This is a genomic window from Metabacillus endolithicus, assembly GCF_023078335.1.
Classification (GTDB): domain Bacteria; phylum Bacillota; class Bacilli; order Bacillales; family Bacillaceae; genus Metabacillus; species Metabacillus endolithicus.
On record NZ_CP095550.1, the window covers coordinates 3,560,924 to 3,574,961 of the forward strand.

Annotated in this window: 12 protein-coding genes, 1 tRNA gene, 2 pseudogenes and 1 other annotated feature; of the genes and pseudogenes, 9 read left to right on the forward strand and 6 right to left on the reverse strand. The window is 36.4% G+C overall.

What is annotated here, in order from left to right:
• Window positions 1–10 precede the first annotated feature (10 nt).
• Together MVE64_RS18355 and metC are read left to right on the forward strand one after the other, a co-directional pair.
• Entirely contained in the window at window positions 11–1,135 is a 1,125-nt protein-coding gene (locus tag MVE64_RS18355; RefSeq protein ID WP_247340109.1) for a methionine biosynthesis PLP-dependent protein, read from the forward strand.
• A complete protein-coding gene (gene metC, locus MVE64_RS18360; RefSeq protein ID WP_247340110.1) occupies window positions 1,122–2,306 on the forward strand; it encodes a cystathionine beta-lyase in 1,185 nt (394 codons plus the stop codon). The genes MVE64_RS18355 and metC overlap by 14 nt, the downstream gene beginning before the upstream one ends.
• Window positions 2,307–2,418: 112 nt before the next feature.
• Here the strand turns inward: metC and MVE64_RS18365 are convergent, their stop codons facing one another.
• From MVE64_RS18365 to MVE64_RS18385, 5 genes are read right to left on the reverse strand one after another with little or no spacing between them, the layout of a single operon-like run.
• Window positions 2,419–2,718, reverse strand: coding sequence for a spore coat protein (locus MVE64_RS18365; protein ID WP_247340111.1), 300 nt, complete (start codon window positions 2,716–2,718; stop codon window positions 2,419–2,421).
• A gap of 18 nt (window positions 2,719–2,736) precedes the next feature.
• Complete coding sequence (locus MVE64_RS18370; RefSeq protein ID WP_247340113.1) at window positions 2,737–2,937, reverse strand: hypothetical protein; 201 nt, start codon at window positions 2,935–2,937, stop codon at window positions 2,737–2,739.
• Between the two features lie 19 nt (window positions 2,938–2,956).
• Window positions 2,957–4,093, reverse strand: a complete 1,137-nt coding sequence (locus tag MVE64_RS18375; protein WP_247340115.1) for a zinc-dependent alcohol dehydrogenase — start codon at window positions 4,091–4,093, stop codon at window positions 2,957–2,959.
• A gap of 17 nt (window positions 4,094–4,110) precedes the next feature.
• Window positions 4,111–4,479, reverse strand: coding sequence for a spore coat protein (locus MVE64_RS18380; protein ID WP_247340117.1), 369 nt, complete (start codon window positions 4,477–4,479; stop codon window positions 4,111–4,113).
• Window positions 4,480–4,495: 16 nt separating this feature from the next.
• Window positions 4,496–4,741, reverse strand: a complete 246-nt coding sequence (locus MVE64_RS18385; protein WP_247340119.1) for a spore gernimation protein GerQ — start codon at window positions 4,739–4,741, stop codon at window positions 4,496–4,498.
• Window positions 4,742–4,954: 213 nt separating this feature from the next.
• Between MVE64_RS18385 and ftsZ the strand changes: the two are divergent.
• The 3 genes and pseudogenes from ftsZ to MVE64_RS18400 all read left to right on the forward strand — a co-directional run.
• Window positions 4,955–5,910 (forward strand): annotated as a pseudogene (gene ftsZ, locus MVE64_RS18390) (cell division protein FtsZ); the annotation flags it as partial.
• Between the two features lie 433 nt (window positions 5,911–6,343).
• Complete coding sequence (locus MVE64_RS18395; protein ID WP_247340120.1) at window positions 6,344–7,351, forward strand: TAXI family TRAP transporter solute-binding subunit; 1,008 nt, start codon at window positions 6,344–6,346, stop codon at window positions 7,349–7,351.
• Window positions 7,352–7,552: 201 nt separating this feature from the next.
• Window positions 7,553–7,624 (forward strand) — tRNA-Val (locus MVE64_RS18400).
• A 102-nt stretch (window positions 7,625–7,726) separates the two neighbouring features.
• On the opposite strand, the gene MVE64_RS18405 is transcribed toward MVE64_RS18400, so the two are convergent.
• Window positions 7,727–7,933, reverse strand: coding sequence for a tyrosine-type recombinase/integrase (locus tag MVE64_RS18405; RefSeq protein ID WP_247340124.1), 207 nt, complete (start codon window positions 7,931–7,933; stop codon window positions 7,727–7,729).
• Between the two features lie 167 nt (window positions 7,934–8,100).
• On the opposite strand from MVE64_RS18405, the gene MVE64_RS18410 reads away from it, so the two are divergent.
• The 4 genes and pseudogenes from MVE64_RS18410 (at window position 8,101) to MVE64_RS18425 (ending at window position 13,337) form a co-directional block, all read left to right on the forward strand.
• Window positions 8,101–8,937, forward strand: coding sequence for an HAD family hydrolase (locus tag MVE64_RS18410; RefSeq protein WP_247340125.1), 837 nt, complete (start codon window positions 8,101–8,103; stop codon window positions 8,935–8,937).
• Window positions 8,938–9,080: 143 nt separating this feature from the next.
• Window positions 9,081–9,592 (forward strand): annotated as a pseudogene (locus tag MVE64_RS18415) (MarR family winged helix-turn-helix transcriptional regulator).
• Between the two features lie 11 nt (window positions 9,593–9,603).
• Window positions 9,604–9,825, forward strand: a binding site (T-box leader).
• A gap of 46 nt (window positions 9,826–9,871) precedes the next feature.
• Entirely contained in the window at window positions 9,872–11,116 is a 1,245-nt protein-coding gene (gene tyrS, locus MVE64_RS18420) for a tyrosine--tRNA ligase (RefSeq protein WP_247340126.1), read from the forward strand.
• A gap of 538 nt (window positions 11,117–11,654) precedes the next feature.
• Window positions 11,655–13,337 (forward strand): methyl-accepting chemotaxis protein, encoded by a 1,683-nt coding sequence (locus MVE64_RS18425; RefSeq protein ID WP_247340127.1) that lies wholly within the window; start codon window positions 11,655–11,657, stop codon window positions 13,335–13,337.
• Window positions 13,338–14,038 lie beyond the last annotated feature (701 nt).

Here is a 14,038-nt window from a genome sequence, read left to right on the forward strand (position 1 = left end):
AGTGACAAACATGAGCAAACGAATCGAAACAAAATTAGCACAAATCGGAAACCGCAGTGAAAATGTAACAGGTACAGTTAACCCGCCAATTTATTTATCAACAGCCTATCGTCACGCAGGAATCGGTGAATCTACTGGATTTGATTATATCCGTACAGGAAACCCTACAAGACTATTAGTCGAAAAAGCAATCGCAGACCTCGAGCATGGCGACCGTGGCTTTGCCTTCAGTTCAGGAATGGCTGCTATTCAAACAATCATGGCTCTCTTCCAAAGCGGAGACGAACTGATCGTTTCTTCTGACTTATACGGTGGAACATACCGCCTCTTTGAAAGAGAATGGAGAAAATACGGATTATCATTTCAATATGATGATTTCACTAATCCAGCTGAAACGGATAAGTTGATCAATGAAAACACAAAAGCGCTATTCATTGAAACGCCAACTAATCCATTAATGCAGGAAACGGACATTAAAGAGCTAGTAGCAGTTGCGAAAAAGCATAACATACTCGTGATTGTTGATAACACTTTCTATACACCAGTTCTTCAAACGCCAATCTTAGATGGAGCTGATATTGTCATTCATAGTGCAACGAAATACTTAGGTGGGCACAACGATGTTCTTGCAGGCTTAGTTGTAACCAAAGGTCAGGAACTAAGCGATGAATTCTTCCAACATCAAAACGCTATTGGTGCAGTTTTATCACCATTTGATTCTTGGTTATTAATGAGAGGAATGAAAACTTTATCACTTCGTATGAGACAGCATCAAGAAAATGCTCAAAAAGTAGCAGCATTTTTAGAAGAACATGAGGATGTACTTGATGTTCTATATCCTGGTAAAGGTGGAATGCTATCATTCCGTTTACAAGATGAGGCATGGATTAACCCATTTTTGAAAAACCTTAACACGATTTGCTTTGCAGAAAGTTTAGGTGGAATCGAAAGCTTCATTACGTATCCAGCTACGCAAACACATATGGATATTCCTGAAGAAATTCGGATCGCAAATGGTGTCTGTAACAAGCTTCTGCGTTTTTCAGTAGGTGTTGAGCATGCAGAAGATATTATTGAAGATCTAGCACAAGCATTTAAAGAGATGAAAGGAGTGGAAGCAGTTGAGCAATCATGATTGGTCATTTCAAACAAAACTACTTCATAACGAGTCAAAGGTAGACCGCGGCACAGGATCGGTAAGTGTGCCGATTCATCATTCCTCTACTTTTCATCAATTTGATATTGATGAATTTGGTAAATATGATTATGCACGCTCTGGGAATCCTACGCGAGAAGCGTTGGAGAGTGCCATTGCAGAATTAGAAGGTGGATCACGTGGATTGGCGTTCTCTTCTGGTATGGCAGCTATTTCTACCGCGTTTTTATTGTTATCACAAGGAGATCATGTACTTGTAACTGAGGACGTGTATGGTGGGACTTTCCGTATTATTACAGATGTTTTAACTCGATTTGGAATTGAGCATACATTTGTAGACATGACAGATCTTCATCAAGTTGCGTCTGAGATTCGTCCGAATACGAAGGTGATTTATATGGAAACACCTTCAAATCCGTTGTTAAAGGTAACGGATATTAAGGGGATTGTGAATCTGGCGAAGGCAAATAACTGCTTAACTTTCTTAGATAATACGTTTTTAACACCTGAGTTACAGCGACCTTTGGAGTTAGGCGTGGATGTGGTATTGCACAGTGCAACGAAGTTTTTAGCGGGGCATAGTGATGTGCTTGCAGGTCTTGCTGTTGTTAAGGATGCTGAATTAGGAGATCGCCTGTATAAATTACAAAATGCATTCGGTGCCGTTCTTGGTGTGCAGGACGCATGGTTAGTTCTTCGTGGATTAAAGACGTTGCATGTACGTTTGCAGCAGTCTCAAACATCTGCTTTGAAAATAGCTGAATTTTTAGCGGAGCATCCGAAGGTAGAAGAGGTGTATTATCCGGGCTTGAGCTATCACCCAGGTCATGAAACACAAAACTATCAAGCAGATGGACCCGGGGCAGTGTTGTCTTTCAAGTTAGCTGACGCAGCTGCGGTTAAAACATTGGTAGAAAATGTGGAACTTCCGGTGTTTGCGGTTAGTTTAGGTGCAGTGGAATCAATTCTCTCATATCCTGCGAAAATGTCACATGCGGCAATGCCTCCAGAAGAGCGTGAAAAGCGTGGCATATCAGATGGATTGCTGAGATTAAGTGTTGGACTTGAGAAGGTAGAGGATTTAATTAAAGATTTTGCTGCAGCTTTGGAGAAGGTGCCTGCTGCTGCAAAGAAGAATGTGAATGTGTAAATTTGAGAGCTGACTCTTTTCTGAGTCAGTTTTTTAGGTTAAGGTACTTAAAATTCTTTCTCTAAAAGAGGAACAGCTTGTTATTGTTCCTCTTTTAGAGAAGAAGAAATGTTTAAAGAGTCGGTAATTTCATCGCCGTATCCATATTCTTTAAATTCAACTGTATTTGTTCATTCGTATCGAATGCGTGATACCAGCCTTTTTCCACCATATAATTCGAGATTCTTTCATGCATATCAAGTGCTTCCTCTAAATGGCGAGTGAGGGTATGTTTAATTTCCGGTGTGCCTGATTCAGTGAGCGCCATTGCATAGTTTCTTACTCCACTTTTAGCAGAAATTAATAAGTCCATTGCAACAACTTGGTCTGTTAAGGCTTTCATACCAGTTATACTTTCGATGATCGTATTCATGTATGTTTCATCTCCTAACTAATACTTTGGCTTTGCTTTTGATAGGATGGAGGAGTATTCCTCTAACTGACGGGTTGACACTGTAATATCTTGCTGCATGATGTCTTTTAGTTCTTGATCGGATACTAGAGCTCTCATTGTTTTGGACTTTGTTAAGCAGGTTGTTTTGAATGCCGCTATTTCCTGTACTTCAAGAACTTCGTGTAATGCATAGTCCATGACTGATACCCTCCTTTTGCTATGGTTTTAATACAACTTTGATACAATTATCCGTTCTTGTATCAAAAATTTCATACCCACGTTTTGCTTCACTTAGTGGGAGTACGTGACTAACAACATCACCTGGATCAATTTTTCCAGTAGAAACTAGTTCAAACATGTATGGCATTAAGTGAATCATAGGGGCTTGTCCAGAACGGATATTTACGTTGCGTTGCATAATATCTCCTAAAGGGAAACCATTATATCGGCCACCATACACGCCCGTAATTTGGATGGTTCCGCATTTGCGAACAGCTTGAGAAGCCATTACAAGTGCACTCATCGCTCCACCTTGAAGTCTTAATCCGGTAGCGAGGAATTCCATGTCGGTCATTTTTCCGTCCATACCAACTGCATCAATGACAACATCTGCTCCACCTTTTGTGATTTCTTTCAGGTAACTTCCTACATTTTCATGTTCCTCAAAATTAACGGTTTCTACTTTATTTGTTCTTTTCGCATGCTCTAAGCGATAGGGAATATAGTCAACAGCAATTACTCGCTTTGCTCCTTTTAGCCAACAAAATTTTTGAGCGAAAAGGCCAACAGGTCCACATCCTAATACAATGACTGTGTCACCGTCCTTGACACCGGCATTTTCCACACTCCAATAGCCTGTTGACATGGCGTCAGAAATAACACTTAATTTCTCATCAGGTTCTTCACAGCTTTCAGGTATTTTGAAATGTGTAAAATTGGCAAAAGGAACTCTTAAGTATTCAGCTTGTCCACCTGGATAGCCACCTGTGTTACCTGAATAGCCAAAGTATGCACCCATTTCTCCGTTATCATTTGAGTTATCACATTGACTCTCAAGATTGCTTTTACAATATTGGCATTCACCACATGCGATATTAAAAGGAATAATCACACGATCCCCTTTTTTTACCTTCGTAACTTCAGGGCCGACCTCTTCAACGATTCCCATTGGCTCATGACCGATCACATAGTCTTCCTGCATATTTGGTATCATTCCGTGGATTAAATGCAAATCAGATCCACAAATGGCTGTACTTGTTACTTTGACAATCATGTCATCTGGCTTTTGGATTTTTGGATCTTCTACTTCTTTTACCTCAACATTTTTGATGCCTTGATAGGTTACGGCCTTCATTCAACTAACCTCCAATGTTAATGTTCATCAGGTGTACGATCGAACATTCCTTTTCTATTTGATTCGACAGGGAATAGGTTCATGTTTCCAACCATGATTGTATTTTTTGCCGATAGCTGATCTAATTGATATTGTTCTTTTAAATCATGAGGGTGGAACCATTTTTTCTCGACCATAAGCTCTGTAATTTCTTGATGCATGGCAATACTCTGCATTAGTTGCTTACGCAGCATGTTTCTTAAATCAGGTGAGACAGTCTCAGTTAATGCCACAGCTGTATTTCGCACCGCATCTTTTGCTCGCATGAGAAAATCCATGGCAAACGTGGTATCTGCTAACTCAGGAACATGTAACGAATTAATTGGATCTAAATGATCGTTGTTCAATGCTACTACCTTCCTTTCAATTAATAATTGGTGTTGGTTTGCTCTCAGGTACTGGTGCTTCAAAAGGAGCACGTTGATAAATTGCTTGTAACTCAGTTAAAGCCTGAATCGATTGATCAACATCTTTTTGCATGAGTTCTCTAAGATCCTGATCAAAAACGAGGCCCTGCATAAGCTTTGATTTTGCCACGCATAAAGTTTTAAAGTTTATAATCTCATGTAAGTCTATAGATTCATGAGCTGCTAATTTTTGTGAATCCATAATTTGTTAACCTCCCCATATTGATATGCTTCAGTATTTTCCCCGAATAATGGTTATTAATAATTTGTAAAAAATGACTATTATGGAGTCTTCTATACCCATTCTCAATTAGGTAACATACAGAAAAAGTTGGAAAAGTTCGAATCATATAAGGAGGTACTATGTATGTCTTTGTTGAAGTAAGACTTATGGGTGAATAAGGAGGAAAAAATGATGTTGAATTTTGATATGAATATAGATCAATTCGCCAAAATTAAAGTGATCGGTGTTGGCGGCGGTGGTAACAATGCGGTTAACCGAATGATAGAAGATGGAGTTGAAGGTGTTGAATTTATTGCAGCCAACACAGATGCGCAGGCTCTAAATCAATCAAAAGCTGAAATTCGGATGCAAATAGGTGCTTCATTAACAAGAGGATTAGGAGCAGGGGCAAACCCTGAAATCGGTCGAAAAGCAGTGGAAGAAAGTAAAGATCAGCTTAAAGAAGTATTACAAGGAGCAGACATGGTCTTCGTTACAGCTGGAATGGGTGGGGGAACCGGAACAGGGGCAGCACCTGCCATAGCGGAAATTGCTCGTAACCTTGGTGCTCTAACAATTGGAGTTGTCACACGTCCTTTTAAATTTGAAGGCTCAAAGCGTTCAAAAAATGCTATAAGCGGTATAGAGGCCATGAGGGAATCAGTTGATACATTAATTATCATTCCAAATGATCGTTTATTGGAGATTGTTGATAAAAAAACAAATATAATGGATGCTTTCCGTGAAGCAGACAGTGTTCTTCGCCAAGGGGTGCAGGGAATTTCTGATTTAATTGCTGTACCAGGTTTAATTAATCTTGACTTTGCTGATGTGAAAACAGTTATGTCCCATAAAGGAACAGCATTAATGGGCATTGGAATTGCGAAGGGGGAAGACCGGTTGCTATGGCGGCTCAGAAGGCAATCAATAGCCCATTGCTTGAAACCTCAATTAATGGAGCTCAAGGTGTAATCATGAACATTACTGGTGGTACAAACTTAAGTCTTTTCGAAGTCCAAGAAGCAGCTGATATGGTATCTAATGCATCTCATGAAGATCTGAATATGATTTTTGGTTCTGTAATTAATGATCAATTGAAGGATGAAATTATCGTAACGGTTATTGCGACTGGTTTCATTGAGCAAGAGGAAACACGACCAGTAATTCAAACGAATACACAGCCACAAAGAGAAAGGGTAGAAACTACGTATCACTATGAAAACCAGCGTATACAACGGGATGTTAGTTACCGTGAAGAACCTGTTCAAGATTTTAACCGTCATAATGAACAGCAAGGAGATTCACTGGATATCCCAACGTTTTTAAGAAATAGGCAAAATCGCAGATAAAATTACATAGATATAACTGACTTAAATATAGGTTTATTCAGGAGAAAGAGGTTGGGAACGATATAAAGTGTCCAATCTCTTTTTTATTGCATTCAAGCCTAAAAATAGTAAACGTAACCTGCAAAACTTTAATTAATAAACCTTCTGTATTTTTCATGCATGTACCCCAATGTTCCCTCATATATAAAAGTGAGCTAACGCTTTACACAAATTTACAAAAGGGGGAACAAACGTGAAAAAAATGCGTAATAGCTTGTTGTTTGTCATGATGCTTGCTTTTATGATGGTAATCGCTGCATGTGGCGGTGGAGCTGAATCAGAAAGCTCGAGTGAAGAAAATGAAGAAACAACAGAAAACACCTCAGAAGAAAAACAAGATTTAAGCTTACTTACTGGCGGAACGGGTGGTACATATTATCCGCTAGGCGGGCAAATTGGTAAGATCATGACAGACAATACAAACGCAAACATCACACCTCAAACTTCAGGTGCATCTGCTGAAAACATGGAAACATTAAGAGCTGGTGAGGCTGAACTAGCATTTACACAAACAGATATCGCGGCATATGCACTTGAAGGAAAAGAAATGTTTGATGGAAATGCAATTGATACTATTCAAGCAATTGGATCACTGTATCCAGAAACAATTCAACTAGTCACAACGAAAGATAGCGGAGTCCAATCAGTAGAAGACCTTAAGGGGAAAGCTGTTTCCGTTGGTGCGCCTGGATCAGGTGCTTATATTAACGCCATGCAAGTTTTAGAGGTTCATGGATTAACAACTGAAGATATTAAACCACAAAATCTATCATTTGATGAGTCAACAGATGGTATCCAAGCAGGAACAATCGATGCTGCGTTTATTACTGCTGGAACACCAACTGGAGCAGTTGAAGCTCTATCAGCTCAAGAAGACATTGTAATTGTTCCAATTGCAGACGATAAAGTTCAAGAGCTAATGGATCAATATCCATACTACTCAAAGGATACAGTTGCAGCTGGAACATATAAGATTGCAGAAGATGTAAACACTGTAGCAGTAAAAGCGATGCTTGTCGTAACAAAAGATCTAGAGGAAGAATTAGTCTATGAAATGACAAAAGCATTGTTTGAAAATACAGATTCAATTACACATGCAAAAGGTGAGTTCATTACACCGGAATCTGCACTTGAAGGTGTGGGAAATTTAGAATTCCACCCAGGTGCAACTAAGTATTTTGAAGAAAAGGGCCTTCAATAAGAAAAGCTTAGTAGGGAAATAAAAAAAGAATGATGTCTAAATGGGGCAAGAATGTAGGGAATATTGCCCCATTTGACAGCATTCAAATATTTTCTGGGAAATAAGTCGAATAGTGAAGCGGTACAAGATGTATTGACTTAGGTACTTCTTCAGAATATAATAGAATATGTAGCTTTAAGAGCTATTATACAACTATATAACGATCCGATAGTTCAGTGGGAGAACACTACCTTGACAGGGTAGGGGTCGGGGGTTCGAATCCCTCTCGGATCATCAGTTTTGGAAGCTTCAATCCCTTGATAGAGAAGGGATTGAAGCTTTTCTTGTTTTTGCGGGTAAACTGCTTCTAACCCTTTGAAAAAGAAAATTGCACATTTAGCGCACATTGTCCTTAAAAAAATCTTCTTCAAACTTATTTGCAGTGAGCCTTTGTAACTCTGTACTAACATGTGAGTAAATAACTAAAGTCACTTGAACACGACTATGTCCTAGTCGATCAGCAACAACTTTTGGATTTTCACCTGATGCCATTAAAGTAGTAGCATGGAGGTGGCGTAAATCATGAAATGTAATCTTAGGCAAATTGGTTTCTTTTATCAATGATTAAAATTGCCTCAGATTTCCTTATCTCGAGTAGTCTCTAGACAAGGACCAAAGAATATTTTAATATTAGTATGCTAGGATGGCTTAGGTGTATGGAATAAATAGAGTGAAAGTAGCATAGCACTAATGTCGAAGGTGGAAAGTCAATGCAAAAAGTTATATTTATAGACGTAGACGGAACATTAGTAAATGAAAACGGGGTGATTCCTGAATCAGCCATATCTGCAGTTAAGAAGGCAAGGGAAAACGGTCATCTTGTACTTGTATGCACTGGACGATCTAAGGCTGAACTATTCCACGAAATAAAAGAAGTTGGTTTTGATGGGATTATCGGGGCTGCAGGTGGTTATATTGAATTTGGAGGAAAGGTGTTGTTACATGAACGAGTCAAGCCAGCAGATGTTCAACACCTTGTGAATTTTTTTAGCTTACATGAAATTGATTTCTACTTAGAATCTAATGGTGGTTTATTTGCTAGTGACAACTGTAAAAATCGTGTCAGAACTATAATTGATAAATTTCTTGCTGACAATCCCGAAAGTAAAGAAGAAGTTGAAAAAGGGTTAATGCCTTTTCGTGATTCGCTAATTGTTGGAGAAGAATTGGTAAGGGATGATATAAATAAAGTCTCATTTTTAGGATCAAATTTACCGATTGAAGTTATAACTAAAGAATTTCAGTCTAAATTTAATGTAATCCCTAGCACGGTTCCTTCATTCGGTAAAAATAGTGGGGAGCTATCTGTACCAGGTATTCATAAGGCAACTGCAATTGAAAAACTACTTCAGCATCTTAAGATAGATAAAGAACATACATTTGCATATGGTGATGGTTTAAATGACTTAGAAATGCTTGAATATGTTCAATATGGGATTGCCATGGGGAATGCTAAAATAGCTGTAAAAAAGGTAGCGGATGATATTACAGATAGCCACAATGATCATGGTATCTATAATAGTTTTAAAAAGTATGGATTGATATAGAAATAGTATAGTATCATTTAATGATAATTCATCGTAATAATGAAAATACTTTATTGTCAGCCAGTAATTTTTTTGGTAAAATCGTTTCATAGCTAACGTTATCTGACGGTTAAAAAAATTGCGAAATCAAGTAGGTGTTTGATATTCATTTAAACAATGAGGAAGCAGAATTACTACCTGAAGAGATCGACACAATCAGTCAATTAACTAAATTACCTTTGGATTCACTAAATCTAGAAGCAATTGCTGTTGTGACGAACATATATAGGGTAGCTCAAGGATTAAGAAACAGAATGGAACAAGACATCTTGTCTGAGTACGGAATATCTTGGACATCATTTTCAATTCTGTATGATTTATGGATTTGTGGATCTCTTGAAACAAAAAAGCTTGCTGAATCAGCTGGAGTTTCTAAGGCAACAATAAGTAATATCACAAACACATTAGAAAAAAAGATCTGTGTTATCGAAAAGTTGATCACAGAGATAGAAGAAATACCTTTGTTTTACTGACTGATAAGGGGAAGCAAGTTATTGAGGAGCTTTACCCTCGTTTTCACTCAGGAGAGGTTGATATTGTTTCTAGTCTTGATGGATCAGAAAAGTTAATGCTTGCTAAATTATTAAGAAGAGTCATTAGAGAAAACGGATTTTAAAAGTGAATAATTAATAAGTGATGAGAGGAAATTGAGTAGTAGTTATCTCCCTGTTTGCAGAGAGTCGATGGCAGGTGTGAATCGACACATAGATAATACGAATTACACTCCTTGAGCTTTTCTTTGTTCGGTAGCAGCAAAGAACGGACGAACCGTTAATCGTTGAGTGGAAGAATACTATTTATTCTTCAATAAGGGTGGTACCGCGTGAAAAAGTCAACCACGTCCCTTTTATAGGGGATGTGGTTTTTTGTTTACAAAAAAATAGGAGGAATCATTATGAGTGAATTAATAACGAATTTAACCCAAGAACAATTACAAGAAGTAAAGAGACAGCTTGCTATTTACGCTCAAGGTGTACAGGAAATTATTCCAACTGAAGAACTGGAACAGAAAATAGCAAGATCGGTACTGGAAAATCGACCACTTAAAATAAAATTAGGGTTGGATCCTTCAGCACCTGATGTTCATCTCGGACATACTGTTGTTCTTAACAAGATGAGACAATTTCAAGAAAATGGTCATATTATTCAGCTGATTATTGGAGATTTTACGGGCAAAATAGGTGACCCGACAGGAAAGTCAGTAGCAAGAAAACAGTTAACTGATGAAGAAGTAAAACATAATGCTAAAACATACTTTGAGCAGTTTGCAAAAGTAATTGATATGGACAAAGTTGAATTACACTATAACTCTAAATGGTTGTCTCAGCTTAACTTTGAGGATGTTATCCAACTAGCAGGAAAAATAACAGTAGCCAGGCTTTTAGAAAGAGATGATTTTGAGGAAAGAATCGCTTTTAATAAGCCGATTTCTCTTCACGAATTCTTTTACCCGTTAATGCAAGGCTACGATTCAGTAATGCTGGAGTGTGATATTGAGTTAGGTGGAACAGATCAGCATTTTAATATTCTAATGGGCAGACATTTCCAAGAAAAGTACGGAAAAGAAAAGCAGGTTGCATTATTAATGCCGTTATTAGAAGGGCTTGATGGTGTTGAGAAAATGTCCAAATCAAAGAAAAATTACATTGGAATTGATGAAAGTCCTCAAGAAATGTATGGGAAAGCAATGTCAATTCCAGATGAATTAATGAGTAAATACTTTGAACTAGTAACTGATTTCACACCAGATGAAGTAAAAACAATAACAGAAGATTTAAATGTTGGTATTCTTCATCCTAGAGATGCAAAAATGTTACTTGCCAAAACAATTGTAAGAATGTACCACGGAGCAGATGCTGCAGAAAAGGCAGAAAATCATTTTATTACCGTTTTCCAAAAAGGTACAATGCCTGATGAAATTCCTGTCATAAAATGGACTGGACAAGATCAGGTATCGATTCCAGATCTAATAGTCGAGTTAGACCTACTAACTTCAAAGAGTGAAGTACGTAGAATGATTAGCAATAATGGAATTAAATTAAATGGAGAAAAGGTAGAAGATCCTCAATTACAAGTTTCAATAACAAACGGATTAATTGTTCAGGTTGGGAAGCGTAAATTTATTAAGATACAAAAGTAACTTTTGAAAACATAATAATATAAAGGGAATGAGTTTAAGGGTAAGACTATATATTATTTTTTGTTTATCCTCTATTGTTATACTCATCGTTTCATAGTAGTTTGGTATATAAAAAATTTTTACTTATTCCGTTGTTAGTACCAATTAATTTAATTGATGACATAGAGATATTTCATTATGATATACAATTACCAAAGGCTGCAGATGTTCCATTTAACATCTGCTTTTTTATATGAGCTACATTATTCTTTAGAAATTTCCTTTTGAGTTTTTAACACGTCTATTCTTTACTTACCCATGAGTTTCTGAAACGCTCAATTACAATATTAAACTACCTAATGGCTTTTAAAAGTAAAGACTTTATAAAATAAACCGATAAAATAACTAGAGGGGAATATAATGAAAGAAAGTGAATGCACTATTTTTAAATCATTTACCTATAGCTATAGAAATGGCAGTGTTTTATATATAAATACAAACGAAACCAAGGTATTTTTCATATTAAACAAAATAGAAATAATTAGAGGGGGAATTTGGGATGAAAGTCACTGGAAAGTTAATAATTTCTTATTTAATCATTGCATTTATTCTTATTGGAGTTGGTTCCTTTGCTACATTTGGACTTTCTAAATTAAATAATAATGGTAAGGATATGTACGAAGATCGACTAATTCCAATCAATCATTTAGCGAATCTTATAGGGTTTGCAGAAGAAACCATGGTCGTAATGCTTTCTTCAGTACTAACAGAAGATTCATCAATGATTGGTACTGCAAATGAGTATATGGCTGAAGTAGATACAATATTAAAAGATTATGGAAATAGACAGATGGATACACAAGAAGTAGAAATTTTTGAAACAGTAAATATAGAATGGAATAAATTTAAGACACTAACAAATGAAAATATAAACCTCATAAAAGAGGGACAGTTTGAAGAAGCGGAAATAGGTATAAACAAAGCTACTACACCTTTTTATAACGTTTCGGCAAACTTAGAAAAACTAGCAATGCTAAATGAAGAACTTGCTAAAAAATTACAAGAACAAAATCAAGTGAATTATGAAAAAACGTCACTATCCATTATCATTTCTAGTATCATTGCAGTTATTTTAGCCATTCTAATCGGATTATTTATGGGCAGGGGAATTGGCGGGCCTTTACGATATATCTCTAATCAGATGAAGAAAATCTCGGAAGGGAACCTCACAGGGAAGGAAATGATGCTAAAAAGGAAAGATGAAATTGGACAAGTTGCTTATAGTTTGGATATGATGAAAAATAATTTAAAAACAATTATAAAAGATGTATCAGCAGCTTCTGAAAACCTTTCCAATCAAAGTGAAGAGTTAACGCAATCTTCTCACGAGGTAACTGAGGGTTCGAATCAAATTGCTATGACAATGCAGGAGTTATCAGATGGTTCGGAATCACAAGCTAATCATACTGGTGACTTATCACAAGTGATGGATTCATTCATTTCAAAATTACAGGATGCTAATATAAATGGTAAGGATATTCATCAATCGACAAATGATGTCTTGTTCATGACCACAGAAGGTAGCAAGTTAATGAAAAACTCAGTAGAACAAATGGGAATTATAGATCATGTAGTTATGAACGCCGTTAAAAATGTAAAGGGACTGGATATACAAACCCAGGAAATTACTAAGTTAGTAAATGTGATTAAAGATATTGCTGAACAAACAAATCTTTTAGCTTTGAATGCTGCAATAGAAGCTGCCCGTGCTGGTGAACATGGAAAAGGTTTTGCTGTGGTTGCTGATGAGGTTAGAAAGCTCGCAGAACAAGTAAGTTCATCTGTTATGGACATTACGGCCATTGTCCAAGAAATTCAAAAAGAATCTTCAGGAGTAGTGGATTCCTTACAAGAAGGGTATGGAGAGGTAAAAAAAGGTACTGCTCAAATTACTAAAACGGGAGAGACTTTCCAAAATATAAGTTATGCAGTAAACGAGATGATTAGCAAAATTAAAACGATCACAATAAATTTAGAAGATATTTCACAAGATGGTCAGATGATGAATGCCTCGATTCAAGAAATTGCATCAGTCTCTGAGGAATCAGCTGCAGGTATTGAACAAACTGCTGCTACAATTGATCTGGCTAGAAGCTCTATGGAAGAAGTTGCTCAAAGTTCTTCTTACCTAGCTAAACTTGCTGAAGAATTAAATGGGCTTGTTCTCAAGTTTAAGGTTTAAGATCAATTTTAGAAGATTTCCATTTGAAAGTTGAATTGCACTATAATTCTAGAGTGGAGTCCTTAGAAAGATTTACAAAGGTATTAAATAAAATGGAGAAAAAAGGTAGTAGAATCTTAAATGCAAGAATGAATAACATCCTGATAGGGAAACGCAAATTTATTAAAGCTAAAAAAGTAACCTTTAAATGCTACTAAATTAACTTATGGTAAGTTTTAGGTTTATTTTATTGTAAATATTGTCTTGGATGGACTTTATAGTTTTTTGTTGTACCCATTCCTACAGAAGTTGGGGATGGCAACTGGTACAATGCAAAGTATTAATTCTTATCTTATTATGATTGCAGTTTCTTTAGTGATCTATTTGTATCAGTTGTGGCAGGAGAAAATCTTTGCTCATGAGTAACAAAACTTATTCATGTGAGGACTTACACTTTAATAGTCTAACTAAAGGAACTAGAATCATTTCTTCTAGTTCCTTTTTATATTTTATTTTCGAACATTATTAATCTATATATTTTTTTATATCAATTACTAACATTTTTCGTATTTCATTTAAAGATTTTTAGATGATAAGATTAATTTCAGAAAGTGGTTGCAAATTGATGGAGGAACTTCTAATTTATTACTTAAAGGAGTGATGGAAATATAAATTTAATTAGTGTTGAGGGAAGGTGTGAAATCGCAATTAACTTAATTAAG

Coding starts and splice junctions, on each gene's coding strand:
- MVE64_RS18355 (WP_247340109.1), top strand. CDS start 11: ATGAGCAAACGAATCGAAACAAAATTAGCACAAATCGGAAACCGCAGT.
- MVE64_RS18365 (WP_247340111.1), bottom strand. CDS start 2,718: ATGAATACGATCATCGAAAGTATAACTGGTATGAAAGCCTTAACAGAC.
- MVE64_RS18370 (WP_247340113.1), bottom strand. CDS start 2,937: ATGGACTATGCATTACACGAAGTTCTTGAAGTACAGGAAATAGCGGCA.
- MVE64_RS18375 (WP_247340115.1), bottom strand. CDS start 4,093: ATGAAGGCCGTAACCTATCAAGGCATCAAAAATGTTGAGGTAAAAGAA.
- MVE64_RS18385 (WP_247340119.1), bottom strand. CDS start 4,741: ATGGATTCACAAAAATTAGCAGCTCATGAATCTATAGACTTACATGAG.
- MVE64_RS18410 (WP_247340125.1), top strand. CDS start 8,101: ATGCAAAAAGTTATATTTATAGACGTAGACGGAACATTAGTAAATGAA.
- tyrS (WP_247340126.1), top strand. CDS start 9,872: ATGAGTGAATTAATAACGAATTTAACCCAAGAACAATTACAAGAAGTA.
- MVE64_RS18425 (WP_247340127.1), top strand. CDS start 11,655: ATGAAAGTCACTGGAAAGTTAATAATTTCTTATTTAATCATTGCATTT.